Consider the following 17,727-nt stretch of genomic DNA (forward strand, 5'->3'; position numbering starts at 1 on the left):
CAACCCCATCACCATATTTTCCGGTAGTTATCCCGGTTATCTTGGTAAGTGTTTCATCACACGTAATCTACTCGATATTAACTTACTCGGAATTAATCTACTGGACATTAGCAGATTGAGATTGCTCAACAGGAATCTCAATCTGCGTTGTACGCTCGCCATCTGAAACATGAACACGAATAGCTGACGAATTGCTATTCTGAGCCTGCACTACTGCGAGTGCTTGACCATAATATGTTCCTGTTTCATTCTCTGTATAGGAATCAAAAGTAAATGGCGCTGCACTGCCCAATCCTACAAGCGTTCCGCCATCTACATTTACAGTTAAACGGCCACGTTCCAATGGTTTTACCACGCCATGTTCATCACAGTACTGCAAACGAATAAACGCAAGATGTCCTTTGCGCAGTGCTGGAATTGTAGTTTCATGAGACGAAGCCTCGGAGACAATCGAGGTAGCATCATCTGAAATGTCTTGCCTGGAGATAACATCTTCTCCAGCTCCGCCACCAAAACTGACATAGCGTGTAATGTCGCCATTAATCGATTCGGCTACAGCACGAAGTTCTGTTGGACCTGTAGCACTCGTCAACGATGTGCGTCCTATTTCATTACTCTGCTTATCGTATGCTACGGCTTCAATCGTGCCTGGCTCGTAAGCACATGTAAAACGCGCTATGCAATCATTACGCATTTTTTTGCGTCCCACTTCATGTCCATTGACGAACAATGCCACGCTGAATGCGCGAGCGTAAACTTCAACTTTTGCCTTTTTACCCTCACATCCATCCCAACTCCATGACGGGATAGCATTGCTCATTTTCCACGCGGATGGCGAATGCTTATCTTTTGTATGATTAACTGGGCAGACAGCGATAAAAGGACCATCCTCTGCTTCCAACGCAACCTTTGTATACAATGCCTCACCAAGATCTTGTCCAATTAAATCTATTCGACCCGATCCAGCTGTTCGCCATCCAAAACCATAAGGTCGAGGAGCATAATCAGCGTATTCCCAAGCACCAACGCCTACTTCTCCCATGTAATCCATTCCAGCCCACACGAAATCGCCCACGAGACGAGGGTTCTTCTTAGCGAGCTCACGGAATCTATAAGCGTCTGAGCAGAATGTCTCACTTCCTAGGATAAGACGGTTCGGATATTTCTTAAGATCATGACGATATCGCTTGATTCCGTAGTTGTACCCTGCGATATCCATCGCTGCAAACGCATCCTTGGTTTTCCAATCACACATCGGAAGGGTGGCACCCGTCTTCATAAAGTCTGCGCCAAGTACACCAGCCATGTCATTAAAGAACTGACTTCCCACAGCCTTGCCGGAGCGCCCAGTCTCATCAGGCACTTGAGCGCCACTTACCGAAGTATCGTTCGTCGCACCACTCGCCGATTCCTTCGACGCACTCTTTACTGCATTTTTTGCAGCATTATCCACTTCTGCCTGAGCTTTCACATCTGAATACACGCCCATACCGATAGAGCTCAAGAAATTAAAGAAAATATTAATTCCGCACGTAACTGGTCGCGTCGCATCAAGCTCGTGAATAAAATCGGTAAGTTGTTGTGTAAGCTCAATACCTCGCTTTTGAGCGGTTTCACTTACCTCGTTCCCAGTCGAATACATGATAACGCTAGGATGGCTGCGATCCTTGCGAACCATATCCGTAATATCGTGACGCCACCAATCTTCAAAAAATTCCACATAATCGTACTGAGTTTTGTGAATATACCAATGATCAATATATTCGTCCATCATAAGCATGCCTAAAGAATCACAAGCGCGCAGCATCTCTTTTGAGCATGGATTGTGCGCAGAACGAAGTGCGTTATATCCTGCTCGTTGCATTAGAGCGACTTTACGCCATTCAGCATCCTCGTATGCACGGGCACCGAGCACGCCATTATCGTGATGAATGCACGCACCCTGAACGATAACTCGCTTACCATTAAGAAGAATTCCCTCATTTCCCCATTCAAGTGTGCGAATACCCACTTGTGTAGTCGCTTCATCCAAAATTGCGTATGTGGCGTGACCGGATAAGTCTTCGTGAGAATCTTGCGCGTCCTGTGTCTTCTCCAGACGAGCACGCAACGTATACAAATATGGATGATTTGTATCCCACAGTTGAGCATCATGAACTGTCATCACGACATGTGCTGGAGAATTATCCGTCGAGTCTGCTTCGCCGGTGGCTACGACACTCCCCTGGCGATCTGTAAGTTCAAAGATAACGTGTGCAGGTTTGCGAGTTTCTGCAACAGCTGAGATATGTGCTATACGCGCAATTCGTCCCAACTGCTCTACACCATCAATGCTCTCAGTTGTCATATAAAGACCATCTATATCAATGGCATTATCATATGCATACCACAGCCGAACAGGGCGATAAATTCCTGCACCCGAATACCACCGGGAATTTGGTTGATCGGCATTTCTAGCGATTACTCGTAAACGATGCGGTTTGCCATCGCGTAATTGTTCGGAAATATCTACCGTAAAATTCGTATATCCATATGGACGATATGCAATTTCTCGATCATCAAGATAAACGCGAGCATGCTGGTATACGCCTTCAAATTCAAGTACATAAATTCCTTTATCAGCACCATCATCGATTGATTGTGTTACGTCTGCACATTCCTCTAAGTCAGCGAGTGAAATTGTGCGCACGTACTCATAATCTCGACCGTCATACCAACCAGAATTAATACCGCTAATTGCCTGCTCATAGCGTGGTTCACTGAGCATTGCATCGTGAGGGATAGTCACATCTTGCCACACCTCATTGCTATCAAGATGGCGATATGCCCATTGTGTGTGAAGAGTTACTGAACGCATATACTGTCCTTGAATCTGTATATCTAAAGGTTTAAATTAATTTCTTTTAATTAAATCGTGCAAAAATGCTCAAGGCTATAGCCTTATTGTACGAATGAAGAGGATAGTTCTCTAGTATTCTCAGCTTAAAAACCTGCACAATACTAGAGAACTTTCCTTCATTTCAGATATTTTTATATCGATTATCGCTTCATTAATGACTCATTTAGCGATTTACTTCTTGGCTGGAGAATCCTGTACTGCTTCATCGTGTTTAACACTCATGCTCGTACGTGACATAAATGATTCCACGATTAAAAGCAATACGGCTATTACATACCCTACAAGTGCAGCAATAGTCATGTTCATTGCTACATCTTCAGCAGCAGGATGATTGACAGGAATAAAATAAATATCTGCCACTAGCGGCATACGCCTCACAAGGAGAAATGCGAGTGCCGCGCAAATGCTTGCTATGGACACGATTAACAACCCGTCGCTGATGATAGAACGAAGTGAAGGCATGCCTTCTACCGCGATCTTATTGCCACGAATCATCAATGCAACATCTGCAGTTAACGCCACGACAGCGAGAATAGACAGACCAATTGCTGGATAATTTATGGCATTTCCTGCCAAGAATCCTGTGGTACCGCTGACGATAACAATGATCAAGGCAGCCAGTGTAGCAACGGCAGCGATAATCTCACGCCATGATTTTTTCATGAAAGTAGCCATGTCTAGTTCCTTTCCTTAGATGTGACGGATGAATTATCGTTATGGTCTTCAACGATCGACTCGCCAGCAGAAGTTTCGTGAGACTTCACACCACGTATGATACCCTTGCGAGCGCGCATGATACTGATAATGTATCCAGCTAATCCTGCTAATACCATGGCACCTGCAACTACCAAAGCCACAATGTATCCTATACGCCATGAGGTCATTACATTAACTGTGTGGGTACTTGAGTTAACACCGTTAAGAGCTGCTGAGTTTGCAAGCGCATACAGTGCATAATGCAAGTTCTGCTTAATCGCAAGCAGCATGTCACGGTCTCCCGACAGTCCTTCCACAGTCCAGTAGTCAATTCCTTGTGGACCAAATCCACAGAATGCAACCGTTCCTGCGAGCGTGGACTCCTTTGGAGCAGCTTTCAACGAGATAGATGTAAAGTCAGTTACGTTATATCCCTTGAAGCCCCATTCATCGCGCAAAATATCGACCATCACTGAACGATTAGCACTTGGAGCTACTGCACCTATGCGGTTGTAAGACGTCATAACGCCGCGAGCACCTTCACCATATCGCTTATCCTTATTCTTATCTTGCGAGAATGATGCTGGTTGACCGTTGCCTTCGAATGCTTGTTGGAAATTACGCAATTCAAGCTCGCGTGCTTTCTGCTCGTTCATAAACACAGCGATACCCGAACGGTTAATTTCCTGATCGTTAAACGCCAAATGCTTGACGTTTACCAATGTTCCCTTACTCTGGGCGCCTTGAACTACAGCACTACCCGTGTAACCAGAGAGCACCGGATCTTCAGAGTAATATTCCACACCGCGACTGTTGTAAGCATGACGGTGCAGGTTCATTGCAGGGCCAATCATAATAGGAAGATTGAGTACCAAAGTGCTCTCGCCCATGAGGATTTGCCCATTTTCATAAGCAAGTTCCTTATTCCACGTGTATGCGAGATTAACAGGTGAAGGAGCTACACGCGTTGCTTTGTTATACTTCTCACCATCAGCATATGGCGTTCCTTGATACTGACCTTCAGACAGAAGATGCGAATCAGAACCGCCTGGCCCATCATCAGATGTCATGTCTGGAAGCCCGATTGAAGGCATTCCACCAATTGCGTGGAAAGCGTTAGCCGCAAAATCGAGATATTCTTGCAGCGTTACCTTATCAATGAGCTCGCCCCAACGTTCATCATCGTAAGAAGCGCCCTTCATATCATTGATGGTCAGTGAGCTAGACTTATCGCCAAACTTAATATCAGATGTATCTTCATTCTTCTTGAGCTTGATAAAATCATTGCCTAAAAGTTCAGCTAAGCGTCCAGTAGCTTCTAATCCTTCATATGTGTGAGGGTACGTTCCTTCCCAATTACTACGTGACAGATACGTTACAGTTCCTGGCTGGAATGCGTTGAAATCAGTAGCATAGTCACCCTCAGAAAGTTTATTCGTAATCTTCTGTCCTGACTTTGATACAGCGAAGGTTACTGAATCAACATCACCATCTACATCCCACTGTTGAACGGTATCGTCAACCACGCTTTGGGAATTAGCTGTGCGAGATGACTGATTATTTGTAACTGTATCTGTCATTTCAGGTTGAATTCCTTGAGCAGATAATACGTTATTAAGTGCTTCATGGACGTTATCACCTAGCGAGAAATAATAACGACCTGGATCCATAATGAAAGTCTTTGCCGTCTTCGCATCGTAGCTTGCAAGAACCGATAGATCCACTTTCATCTCAATAGTTTGAGATTCTCCAGGCTGTAAGATATCAGTCTTTTCAAAATCTATAAGCTCAATAGCTGACTTTTCTACACCGTTATCCCTGTCATACTGCGTATAAGGAGCGCTCGCATAAAGTTGAATAGGTGTCTTACCAGCAACTTTTCCTGTGTTAGTTACGGTGACGCTTGCAGTAGCTGACTTCTTATCACCGTTGACCTGAACAGAATTGAGCTTACGCTCAAACGTTGTATAGCTCAGTCCATAACCAAATGGATACGTTACTTCGTTGTTATAGTCCCACGTACCATCGCTCGTCGCAACTGTACCATCTGCAGCCGCGTATGTGCCGGCAGATGCCTGTGCGCCACCGCGACCACTGACGATATCTGCGTAACGAGTTTCGTAATAACGATAACCGGTGTAAATTCCTTCTGCCTGAATGAGGTATGAGTTCACTGCAGCATCTTCACTGAAGTCATGCGCATTTTTCCATGGAATATTTCCATAGTTTGCCATTGCAGGGGCTAGAGCCGAATTCTTTGCAAATACGTCTCCTAATGCACCAGAAGGATTAACCGTTCCATTGAGAGTGTCAGCCACGCCGTAGAATCCGTATGCACCTGGGAAGCCAATCCACATAATTGCATCGATATTTGCGTCATCTTGCAAATTTGCAATTTCCATTGGATTTGTAGAATTCACGAGAACGATAACTTTCTTGAAGTTTGCTTCTGCTTCGTGAATAATCGCCATTTCCTCATCAGAAAGACTCAAGATATTACCGGTTACAGTATGCACTCCATCAGCTAATCCTGCCTGCCCTGGAGTATATCCATCACCGTTTTCACCAGCTGGACGACCTACTACGACAACCGCAGCATCATTGTAATCCTTATATTCAGATGCATAGTTAGGGTTGAGACGCTTGAGCTCATTAAGACTCAATTCATGTGGATTATTGTAAGAAGTAATGGATTCATACTCCGGGATAAGACCGCTACCAAACTTTGGCTTTGTCCATTTCTGCCCTTTGAAATACGATTCATATGCAGAAAGCATAGAAGGGTTAATCTGGAAACCCTTCTCCTTAAAAGCTTCAGTAATTTGGACTGTGGAATATCCATCAGCAATCGATCCGCCAGAGCTTCCATATACAGGGGCATAGCTTCGTACACCAAACATCGTAATTTTTGCATTCTTGCTTAGTGGCAATGCTTGGTTATCATTCTTTAAGAGAACATTTGTTTCCTCGCCCTCTTTAAGAGCGAAATTCTTGAAACCATCATATGCTTCTTTCGCCGTCTTGAACGACGACTGATAGTTCCACGTATCTTTATCATTCTTCGTCGATTGTGTTACGGTACGCTGAGACCTCGTGCCTAATGCTGCGTCGACAGATGTGCGATACATTTCAAGTGTTACCGCAGCTACCATAGCTAGCGATAGTAGTAACGCTCCAATTGCGGTTATACCACGCCAAATTCGCGAATGGCTTGCCATCTTTCATCCTCCTCGATTTGTGGGCGTTGTGGCACTTGCCTCGTGCCAGTTTTGCTCACTATTAGTATGCGAGAGAGAATCCTAATGTTCTAGTCATTCTTCGCAAACGACATAAAATGCATCTCAAAATGCTTTAACTAAATTATTTCCATACGGTATGCGCGCGTCCCGCGTTCATCTCACTGGAATGAGAAGAGACAAAGTAAAGATATTATCATCCGTCGAAATCGCCATCACCCCGCCATATCGCTGGGTAATCATGCGGATTGATCGAGTACCGAAACCATGGTATGCATCATCACCAGTAGTTGTGCGCGGTAAATCATCCACAAATTCGACAGTTCCCTCAAAAGGATTTTTTACGACGACAGCAATCATTGCACGATTTTGTCTCACATCCAAGGAAATGTATCGTTTCTCTTCCTCGAGATGACTCACTGCTTCAATCGCATTATCCAATGCATTTCCAAAAAGTGCATAAATATCATGAGAACGCACGAAATACAAAAGTTTTCCATCTACGATGCGTTCAAAACGAATCTTTCGTTTCTCGCAAATCAACGATTTTTCCTGCAAAACGACATCAAGAGTATCATTGCCAGTATCGACCGTTGAGTCGTAAATATTAAGCATTTCCTGCAATTCTGCTTGCTCTTGCGGATCTATGAGACGACCTAACGATCCTAATTGTTTTTTAACATCATGTGTTTTGATATTAATCAGATCAATTACTTCTTTCGAACTAGCTAGTTGCTTCCTCTGTTCGGCAAGCATGCGTTCAAGGACCAAAGAATTATTCTCAGCATGATGACGTTTCATCATTTGTAATAAAAGCATCATGAAGAAAAAGCTACTAACAAGATCGAAAAGCGCGAAAACAAATCTCACTTCGCTCGTAGTATCCAATGCCAAGGATTCGAAAGCGTTCGTCAATATATTTGCGCATACCAACATTCCTCCCGTAAGGGGTATGAATGAGCGGTAATTCATATGAAAATCGCTAAAACGCAAAAGCCGAGCAAAACACCACCATCCCAGGATAAAAATTGGGATAAGAGAAAGGACGTACATATATGAGCCACATTGAAGCGATAAGTGCGCGGTATCGCTTATACCATAGCCGATTAACGATGCAGCACGATAACAACAATGTTGGAGAATTCCAGCAGCAATTGTCACAACTAAAGCCTGCTCGCTGTCGATTGCCCAGCATAACACAGCGCACGCAACGATAAGAGCAAAGAACACGATGTAATGAACAATAGATGTAGCAAGTGTCACAGGGAAAATATGATTCCAGCCCCATAAGAAAATAGTTACTAGGGCAACGGCTCCTGCCATACGTGCGGCAAAATAACTACGCCGTGGCATATGTCCTGCGCACAATACGAGCGAGATAAGAAATTCAAAACCAAAACCGGTATCTGCTAAGAAGGACGCAGATATCTCTACTATGGCGTTCACTATGGTATTCATACGTTTCCTTGCCCTATCGCTAGCGCAAATTTCTCCATAAACTCCTTTTTAAAGGCGCGCCCTATAGGGATTTGCACGTTATCCGTCATAATGAGCACATTACCTCTCACCTGCTCGATGTAATGCGAATTGACGATGAATGCCTTCGCACTGCGGATAAACCCATGCCCTTCCAGTTTCGCTAAAGCAGCGGTAAGTGTAGCAGATTCAGAAATAACACCCTGACTGGTCACATACCGTAATGTATGCCCGCGTACCTCGATGTAATAGATATCGCGCAATTTAAGTCGCGTCATACCACCTTGATGCGATAGAAAGATTGCTTCATCTTGCGACTGGACGATACGCATTACACGATCCATTTTGCGTGAGAAATCAGCAAAATTATATGGTTTAACGATGTAATCGAGAGCATCAACTTCATATCCATGAGCTGCAAACTGCGCCATACTTGTTACAAAAATGAGTAGAACAGCCGGATCTAAACTACGCAGTCGCCGCGCCGCTTGTAAACCGTTCATATTAGGCATATCAATATCCATGAAAACGATATCGTACGTAGAATTATAGCTTTCCAAGAATCGTGTAGCTTCAGGAAAATAGGTGATATTAAGCTGCTGATTGTGCACATTATTTGGCGTTCTTGAGTGCTTTATGCTGTGATCTTTCTCAGATACTTCTCCATGCGAAAGCATTGTGGGCAACGGATTAACAATGCTTTCAGCGCCAGAATCATGATAGTTTTCATGGTGCGAATCCTCTTGACCCGTATATTGAGAACGCATATAGAGAGATAGGCTCCGCACGAGAAATTGAGCTGCATTTTCATCGTCTTCAACGATAGCGACGTTTAGCATTGCAACTCCTTACTCATCCTCGTGTCTGTCTGTACCTGTTTTAGCACTGTGCCGACTTAGCACAGTGCCTGTTTAGCACTGTGCATCTCACTGTTCCAACCAATAGCTGTACTGATTTAGCACGTCGATTTGGTACAGGCCAATCTACTTAGTGATATCTATTGTAACGTGCCCATCGTCTTGACAATCCTCGCTTTAGAACTCTGAAGAATGGACTAAGCGAACTACATTCTCCGCCATGCGCGACACATTCTCACTCGCCTGCTCAATAGCTTCACTCATAGTTGATACACCAGGAATTATTCCAAAAATCGCATCAATACCCATATCGTAAAGTATCTCTGCCCCCGAACCTACTTTCCCAGCGAGCGCAATAACTGTACATTGTTGAGCAGCATCTTTCACAGCTTGAGCTACGCCTAATGGAGTTTTACCGTACTGGGTTTGAGAGTCAATCCCGCCTTCACCGGTAATGCATAAATCTGCTCCGACTGCTTTCTCTTTCAAATGGGTCGCTTCAATCATCACGCTGACTCCCGGCTTTATAGATGCGCGCGTAAACGCTAAAAATCCCGCACCGAGCCCTCCAGCAGCCCCTGATCCTGGTATATTTTCTACGTCACGACCGCATTGCTCACGAATAATTTTTGCATAATGCATCAAAGCAGCATCAAGCTGCATAATCATGTCATCACTTGCACCCTTTTGCGGCCCAAATACCGCAGATGCTCCACGCGAACCAGTTAACGGATTAGTCACATCGCTAGCAAGAATTATCTCAACGTACTTCAATCGCTCATCCATCTGCGAGCAATCGATGGATTCCAATCTAGCTAATTCAGCTCCTCCAAAGTCCAGCTCGTTACCATCGGCATCTTTCAAATGCACGCCTAAAGCTTGAGCCATGCCAGCGCCACCATCATTTGTCGCAGAACCGCCAAGACCGACAATAATCTTTGTAGCTCCTCTATCCAACGCATCTTTAATAAGCTGACCGGTTCCATATGTCGTTGCGGTCAAAGGATTCATCGTTAACTCATTAACAAACTGAATTCCTGATGCCTGAGCCATCTCAATAACGGCCGTGCAATCACCCAGTGAGTTCTCCTCATGTGTCGTGTCATCATGCACACTTTTATCATTAAGACTGGTATTACCTAAAAACCCATATTGTGCACGACACATTTTCCCTAGCGGATTGACAACTTCAGCTGTCACAAGATAACCGCCGGTAGCGTCAACAAGCGATTGCACAGTTCCTTCACCGCCGTCTGCCATAGGAACCGTAACAATATTTGCTTGCGGCAATACACGACGAATGCCAATTTCTATCGCGTCAGCTGCTTGCTGTGCAGTTAGGCTTCCTTTAAACGAGTCCGGAGCGACAACAATTTTCATAATTTAACTTCTTTATACCGTTTTATACCGTTTTCGCATAATCGTACGCGCAAAATCCTATTCGCATTGTAAATCGCGATACATAAAATACGAGTTCCCCGCCTCCTCACGTACTATATAGCTTCACACACTTTGTATAGACAGCGTACACACCATACATAATTCGTATTTCCCAAACAATCGTGAAGCATCTCACGACCGCGTTAGTAAAATATCAGCATCGCTTTTAAGCTTTATGCTCTATCGTTGAGCTCTAGCATTGTGCTTAATTACTGTGCTTAATCATTGAAATTCGCAAAATCTTTCTCACTACGTGGACTATTTGCCTATACGTCGTCTCGAAATGCAATAATGCTAAACAGAACAAAGCAGCAGAGATGCAAAACATCCGAGCTGCTTTTGCTTTATGTATGAGGGTTTCGAATTTATTTGATTTTGTGACTCTCCATAACTTATACAGAGAAAGAAAGAAGCAATCGTGTCTACGACTCAAGAGACTTCCGCACAGACGGGACACAAGTCGGGAATCAACACTCCTGCACAAGTTATTGCAGCTTCTCTCGTAGGAACAACTATCGAATTTTATGATTTCTACGTATACGCAACTGCTGCAGCACTTGTATTTCCTAAACTTTTCTTCCCAGCAGGAAATGATACAGTTAACTTGCTGAGCTCATTTGCTGTTTTCGGCGCTGCAATGGTAGCTCGCCCATTGGGTGCAATTTTCTTCGGACATTTAGGCGATCGCCTTGGCCGTAAAACTACTTTGGTAATTTCCCTGCTCACTATGGGTATCGCCACATTCATTATCGGACTTCTTCCTACGTATCAGCAGATTGGTTTATGGGCTCCATTCTTCCTTCTCATACTGCGTTTGACTCAAGGTTTTGCTTTGGGTGGTGAATGGTCCGGTGCTGCTCTCGTCGCAACAGAAAATGCTCCAGCTGACAAGCGCGCACTGTATGGTACTTTCCCACAGCTTGGTGCACCAATCGGCTTCATTATCGCTAACGGGCTCTTCCTGATTATCAACTTTGCACTTCCTCACCCAACGAGCTCAGTACTCCAGTCAGAAGCATTCTTGGCATGGGGCTGGCGAATTCCATTCATCTTCTCTGCCATTATGGTTGCTGTAGGCATGTGGGTACGTGTTAAGCTCAATGAATCTGAGACCTTCAAGAAGGCCGTTGAACAAGACAAGGTCGTGAAGTCCCCTCTCGTTGATACTTTCCGTTTCCATTTCAAGGAAGTGGTTCTCGGCACATTTGCTATGCTTGCTACCTATGTTCTCTTCTATTTGACGACAACGTGGATTCTTTCCTTTGGCACAACAACCGTTGACAAGAATGGGCTTGGAATCCCTTATACTCAGTTCGTTTTAATGCAGATCGTCGGCGTTATCTTCTTTGGTATTTTCACCCTCGTTTCCGGTCCATGGGCCGATAAGATTGGTCGCCGTAAGCTTCTCATTTGGGTAACTGTCGCAATTATCATCTTCGGTTTGCTCTTCCCATTGTTCCTAGACTTCCATCATGGTAGCCCAGCAAGCGTATGGCTCGTAGAAGCATTCTTGATCATTGGATTCATCATGATGGGTATTACGTTTGGCCCTATGGGCGCTTTCTTACCTGAGATGTTCCCTACCAACGTTCGATACACTGGTTCTGCTATTGCTTACAATATCAGCTCTATCCTCGGTGCTGCATTAGCTCCAATTATCGCTGTTGCCTTGTGGCGTGCAGCTGGCGGCAGCACATGGATGGTTGGTGTGTATCTCGCAATTGCCTCGGTTCTCACCTTAATATCTTTGGTGCTCACGAAAGAAACCAAGGATTCCAACTACAATGAAGAACTCGCGTTCGAAAACTAGACTGGGCTAGACTCAGTTAGACTAGGCTAATTTAGACTAGGCTAATTTGGATTAGGCTAATTTGGATTAGGCTTGGTTATATATGTTATACGTATATAACCAAGCCTTTTTGTTTGGCGTAGATGAATAAAAATACTTTTTTGCACTTTTGCCCATTTGATGTTTTTCACGCTACGTATTTATGCGGATTCGCGAATCAGAAATGGGCAATAATGCAAAAAACCATATATATACGCCCGCTCCGCACGTCATTCTCTCATTTTCTTATTTCCTAATTTATTCTTAAAAATTTTTTACTACGGCATGTCGTGTCTTCAACTTCTTGAGACTCAATATCTAGTATTTCGCGATAGTTTATCCACTAAACTATCCACTCAGACACGCAACGATTTGAGCCAAATACTGTAGTTATCCACATTATCCACAATCCTCCAAAAACACTATATATAGTATTTCACTATATTATGAATTACTGTATTTAGGTAAAAATCCGTCTAGACATAGAGTTAATGTTTCATACATGCTCTTCGCTAATGCTGCTTAACTCAGCATCGAGATAACACACATTAGCGATACATAAGAGGTTTATGAAAGTTTGAAGGTGACGAGGTAAATGACAACTGCAACTGTTATTGAGGATACTGCCGTTTCCGTTAAAGGAACCAAGGTAGAAAAGCGCGATGGTCGCGTCGTTCCTTTTGACCGCATGAATATTATTCACGCGATTGAAGCTGCTTTCCACGCAGTAGGCGAAAATACAAATTCGCAAAATACACGCCTCATTGAGGATATGACATCTGCCGTAGAAAGCACTATTGCTGGACGATACACAGGCAACGTTCGCATTGATGATATTCAGAATGCAGTTGAGCATACACTCATCAATAATCATTTGTACGAAATCGCCGAAGCATACACCTCATGGCGCCTCAATAAGGACATCGCTCGCGCGAAGGCAAGCGATGTTAATGAAGCTATCAAGCGTTTCGTTAATCACGATGAAACTATTATGCGCGAGAATGCAAACAAGGATTCCAACGTTTATGCAACACAGCGCGATTTGCTTGCAGGAGCCGTATCCAAGGCAAGCGCTATGAGCATGCTGCCTCCTGAAGTTGCGAATGCTCATATTAAAGGTGATATTCATTTCCACGATGCTGATTACAGCCCATTCACCCCAATGACGAACTGCTCATTACCTGATTTCGGCAACATGCTTGCTAACGGATTCATTCTGGGCAACGCTATGATGGATTCTCCAAAGTCTATCGGTACTGCTGCTACACAGATTACTCAGATTATTAAGGATATCGCAGGTTCCCAGTACGGCGGACAGACTGTAAACCGCGCTGATGAAATGCTCGCACCATATGCAAAGCTCGACTATGCTAAGAATTTGGACATGGCTCGTACAGTATTCCCTGACGGTGAGCCAATTGACGTAGCTAAGCGCGCTATCGCCGCATTCAAGGAACGTGAAGCTGACTGGTTACACTTTGAAAACCGCGCTCCTCTTCCTATGGATACCCCATTCCATGACGACGTCGATGAGCTTGAGCAGATTCGCGAGATTTATGCGAAGATTCTTACACGTAAGAATATCTACGATGCAATGCAGACCATGGAATATCAGATTAATTCCAACCGTATTAGCAATGGTCAGACTCCATTCGTTACAGTTGGTTTTGGTCTTGGTCAAGATTGGTTCGCTCGTGAAATCCAGCGCGCTATCTTCCTTGTTCGCATTCGTGGTTTAGGCAAGGATCGCCACACTGCTATTTTCCCTAAGCTCGTTTATACCGTTAAGCACGGCGTAAATTCAAAGCAGGGCGAGCCAAATTACGATATGAAGGAACTTGCGCTTGAGTGCGCTACAAAACGCATGTATCCAGACATCGTTTTCTACGAAAATATCGTAAAGATTACTGGTTCCTTCAAGGCTCCTATGGGTTGTCGTTCATTCCTGAATGGCTGGACCGACCCAGATACAGGGAAGGACGTTGAAGATTCTCGTTTGAATCTCGGTGTTGTCACTGTAAACATTCCTCGTATTGCTCTGGAATCTCATGGCGATAAAGATCGTTTCTGGAAGTTATTCGATCAGCGTATGGAAATTGCTCATGAAGCTTTGCAATTCCGCATCAAGCGCTGCAAGGAAGCAACTCCGATCAATGCTCCAACTCTCTTCCAGCACGGCGCATTTGGTCGTTTACAGCCAGGCGATAGCGTAGATCAGCTCTTTAATCGTTCTCGCGCAACCGTTTCCCTGGGATACATCGGTCTTTATGAAACCGTAGCAATGTTCTATGGCAAAGACTGGATGCAAGATCATACATGGGACGAAAACGGCAAAGAATTTGCTTTGGAAATTGTGCGCCGTATGCATAATTTGTGCATAGACTGGGATAACGCAGAAGGCTATCATTACTCGGTATACTCCACTCCTGCAGAGTCCTTGACCGATCGTTTTGCTCGTTTGGATAAGGAACAGTTTGGCTCTATTGATGGCGTAACAGATCACGATTTCTATACCAACTCCTTCCACTATCCTGTATGGCTTCGCCCAACTCCTATGGAGAAGCTCTCTTATGAGCGTGATTTCCCATACCTCGCAAATGGTGGCTTCATTAACTACTGTGAATTCCCAAGCCTTCAGGCAAATCCTAAGGCACTTGAAGCTGTATGGGATTATGCACATAATATCGGCATTGGCTACTTAGGTACCAACACGCCTATTGACCATTGCTTCGAATGCGGATTTGAAGGCGATTTCGAACCAACAGAAACCGGCTTTAAGTGCCCTGAGTGTGGCAACAATGATCCGAATAAGTGCAATGTAACCAAGCGTACTTGCGGTTACTTGGGTAACCCTGTTCAGCGCCCTATGGCACATGGTCGTCATGAAGAAATCGCTCATCGCGTTAAGCATATGGCTGGCGAAACCGGACACGTCACATTGAGCGATGGAACTGTGCGCGAATGGTGGGACGAAGCTAAGTAATATACCGTTTTCAATTTTCACTTCGTATGAGGTGAAATAGCACTAAGCGATACGGTAAGTAACACAATTGGAGGCCTTGATTCACTGCGAACAAGGCCTCTAGTCTTACTCGACATTACCTACTCGTCTTTAGACACAAATGAACTATCGACATAGATTCTTCGCGCCTAGGTACCTAGATACTGATCTTCAAAGCAACTTCGTAAAAGCAATCGGAAAAACTAAACGAAACAACTATGACCGAGAATTTTAAGAAAACTGGCATCACACAATCATCAACGAACGATCCTCATCGCAGCACGGCACGACCGCGTACTAGTGCTCACCGTGATTTTGCAGCGAATGAAATAAATCGCGGACCTTCTATTCCTACCGATCTCGCGAATAATCCTCGCGCAGGTCAATGGGACGGACGCAAACTCTCGAGGAACATAGTCGCAGATTATAAGCGTTTTATCGTCACTGACGGTGAAGGTATCAGATGCTCGCTCTATGTAAGTGGTTGTCCTTTTCATTGCCACGAATGCTACAATTCATCTATCTGGGATTTCCAAGCGGGACATGAATATACTCAGGAACTTGAAGATCAAATTATTGCCGATTTGAGCTTGGACTATGTCCAAGGCCTTACGCTCTTGGGTGGCGAACCATTACTTAATACCCCCATGCTGCTGACATTAACTAATCGCATTCGAAAAGAATTCGGTCATTCTAAAGATATCTGGGCTTGGACAGGCTACACATGGGAAGAACTCATGCGCGAGGGCGAAACCCCTGACAAGATTGAACTACTCCACAATATTGATATTTTGGTCGACGGTCGATATATCAGCACGCTTCATGATTCATTACTCCAATTCCGCGGTTCATCTAATCAGCGAATTCTTGACGTGAGTAAAAGCTTTGAAACTGGCGATGCTGTTCTATGGCAAAAGCTTCATGATCAAGAACGTTTTATCCCTGAAATGTACGGTAAAGAGCGAGCAGCTGCTGAGGACGCTGTTGAAAATTCTTAAGTAGTTTCGTGGTCTATCAAACTGCCAAATCTCTTAAATCGCGAACACGCATAGAATCAACATTCAAGATATACAGCAAAACTTATGAAAAAATGGCTGGTACGCGCTTTACAAACGTTTACCAGCCAAATATTTTTTCAAAAGCCGCAGAACCCTAGCATCCTAGAGCCCGGTGCATCGTGTTATCAGATTCTTAGTGCTTAAGATCGATAACCATACGGCCGCGAATCTTGCCTTGCTCCATCTCTTCGAAGATATCGTTGATATCTTCCATTGGGCGAGACTGGCACTGTGGTACTACCTTGCCTTCAGCACCAAACTGGAATGCTTCCTCAAGATCCTTACGAGTACCTACAAGGGAACCAACGACGCGAATACCATCGAGCACCAAGCGTGGGATGTTCAAATCCATGGATTCGGTTGGCAAACCAACAGCTGCGAGAGTACCGCCAGCGCGCAAAGCATCTACAGCACCGTTGAACGCACTCTTACCAACTGCAGTAACTACTGCACCGTGAGCGCCGCCACATTCACGCTGTACAGTTTCACCAACGTCTTCACGCAAAGGATTGATTGTTAAATCTGCACCGAACTTCTTTGCGAATTCAAGCTGTTCGTCATTGATATCAACAGCAATTACCTTGGCTTGGAATACGTTCTTTGCATACTGGAGAGCGAGATTGCCCAAGCCACCAAGACCAGAAATAAGGATCCATTCACCTGGGCGAACACCTGATTCCTTGATAGCCTTGTAGCAAGTTACACCTGCACACGTAATGGAACTTGCAGCCATTGAGTCGAGACCCTCTGGAACCTTAACTGCATAATCAGCTGGAACGATGCACTCCTGAGCCATACCACCATCAGCGGTATAACCTGCATTAAGAACAGAACGGCACAATGTCTCACGGCCAGTAGTGCAGTATTCGCAATGTCCGCATCCCTTGAAGAACCATGCTACGGATACACGGTCGCCAACCTTCAAAGTAGTAACGCCTTTAGCTACTTCCTTTACGACTCCGATACCTTCATGGCCAAGCACTACGCCAGTCTTATCGCCGAAGTCTTGGTGCATAACGTGCATATCTGTATGACATACACCACAGCATTCCATATCCAGCAAAGCTTCACCATAATTCAATGGACGAAGTTCCTTGTCAACAACTGCTGCTTTCTTGTCTTGTGTAGCTACGATCGCCTTCATTGCGACGCTCCTTTGTTTCTAAAAACCTCTCTACAAAAGTTCTAACTTCTTGGTTAGGAACACATTTATTGTAACCTATATCACATATAAAA

10 protein-coding genes are annotated in these 17,727 nt (G+C 44.5%); 3 read left to right on the forward strand and 7 right to left on the reverse strand.

Annotation, left to right across the window (positions count from 1 at the left end; all coding sequences use genetic code 11):
• Positions 1 to 97: 97 nt before the first annotated feature.
• The 6 genes from EJ419_RS06360 to EJ419_RS06385 form a co-directional block, all read right to left on the reverse strand.
• Entirely contained in the window at positions 98 to 2,857 is a 2,760-nt protein-coding gene (locus EJ419_RS06360; RefSeq protein WP_131284777.1) for a glycoside hydrolase family 2 TIM barrel-domain containing protein, read from the reverse strand.
• A gap of 213 nt (positions 2,858 to 3,070) precedes the next feature.
• Positions 3,071 to 3,574: a hypothetical protein gene (locus EJ419_RS06365; RefSeq protein ID WP_131284779.1), complete on the reverse strand. Its 504-nt coding sequence runs from the start codon at positions 3,572 to 3,574 to the stop codon at positions 3,071 to 3,073.
• 2 nt (positions 3,575 to 3,576) lie between these two features.
• Positions 3,577 to 6,813 carry a glycoside hydrolase family 3 C-terminal domain-containing protein gene (locus tag EJ419_RS06370; RefSeq protein ID WP_131284781.1) on the reverse strand — a complete coding sequence of 1,079 codons (3,237 nt, stop codon included), beginning with the start codon at positions 6,811 to 6,813 and terminating at the stop codon, positions 3,577 to 3,579.
• A gap of 174 nt (positions 6,814 to 6,987) precedes the next feature.
• Positions 6,988 to 8,289, reverse strand: coding sequence for an ATP-binding protein (locus tag EJ419_RS06375; RefSeq protein WP_131284783.1), 1,302 nt, complete (start codon positions 8,287 to 8,289; stop codon positions 6,988 to 6,990).
• The gene (locus EJ419_RS06380; protein WP_131284786.1) at positions 8,286 to 9,146 is read right to left on the reverse strand and encodes a LytR/AlgR family response regulator transcription factor; all 861 of its coding nucleotides are present in this window, start codon (positions 9,144 to 9,146) and stop codon (positions 8,286 to 8,288) included. The genes EJ419_RS06375 and EJ419_RS06380 overlap by 4 nt, the downstream gene beginning before the upstream one ends.
• Before the next feature lie 195 nt (positions 9,147 to 9,341).
• Complete coding sequence (locus tag EJ419_RS06385) at positions 9,342 to 10,544, reverse strand: glycerate kinase (protein ID WP_131284788.1); 1,203 nt, start codon at positions 10,542 to 10,544, stop codon at positions 9,342 to 9,344.
• A gap of 478 nt (positions 10,545 to 11,022) precedes the next feature.
• Between EJ419_RS06385 and EJ419_RS06390 the strand changes: the two genes are divergently transcribed.
• The 3 genes from EJ419_RS06390 (at position 11,023) to nrdG (ending at position 16,431) form a co-directional block, all read left to right on the forward strand.
• A complete protein-coding gene (locus EJ419_RS06390) occupies positions 11,023 to 12,414 on the forward strand; it encodes an MFS transporter (RefSeq protein ID WP_131284790.1) in 1,392 nt (463 codons plus the stop codon).
• A 613-nt stretch (positions 12,415 to 13,027) separates the two neighbouring features.
• Positions 13,028 to 15,415 carry an anaerobic ribonucleoside-triphosphate reductase gene (gene nrdD / locus EJ419_RS06395; protein ID WP_131284792.1) on the forward strand — a complete coding sequence of 796 codons (2,388 nt, stop codon included), beginning with the start codon at positions 13,028 to 13,030 and terminating at the stop codon, positions 15,413 to 15,415.
• A 236-nt stretch (positions 15,416 to 15,651) separates the two neighbouring features.
• Positions 15,652 to 16,431 (forward strand): anaerobic ribonucleoside-triphosphate reductase activating protein, encoded by a 780-nt coding sequence (nrdG, locus tag EJ419_RS06400; protein WP_131284794.1) that lies wholly within the window; start codon positions 15,652 to 15,654, stop codon positions 16,429 to 16,431.
• A gap of 193 nt (positions 16,432 to 16,624) precedes the next feature.
• On the opposite strand, the gene adhP is transcribed toward nrdG, so the two are convergent.
• Positions 16,625 to 17,635: an alcohol dehydrogenase AdhP gene (adhP, locus tag EJ419_RS06405; protein WP_131284796.1), complete on the reverse strand. Its 1,011-nt coding sequence runs from the start codon at positions 17,633 to 17,635 to the stop codon at positions 16,625 to 16,627.
• Between the last annotated feature and the right edge of the window lie 92 nt (positions 17,636 to 17,727).

The sequence above is a fragment of the Alloscardovia theropitheci genome, assembly GCF_004332295.1.
GTDB lineage: Bacteria > Actinomycetota > Actinomycetes > Actinomycetales > Bifidobacteriaceae > Alloscardovia > Alloscardovia theropitheci.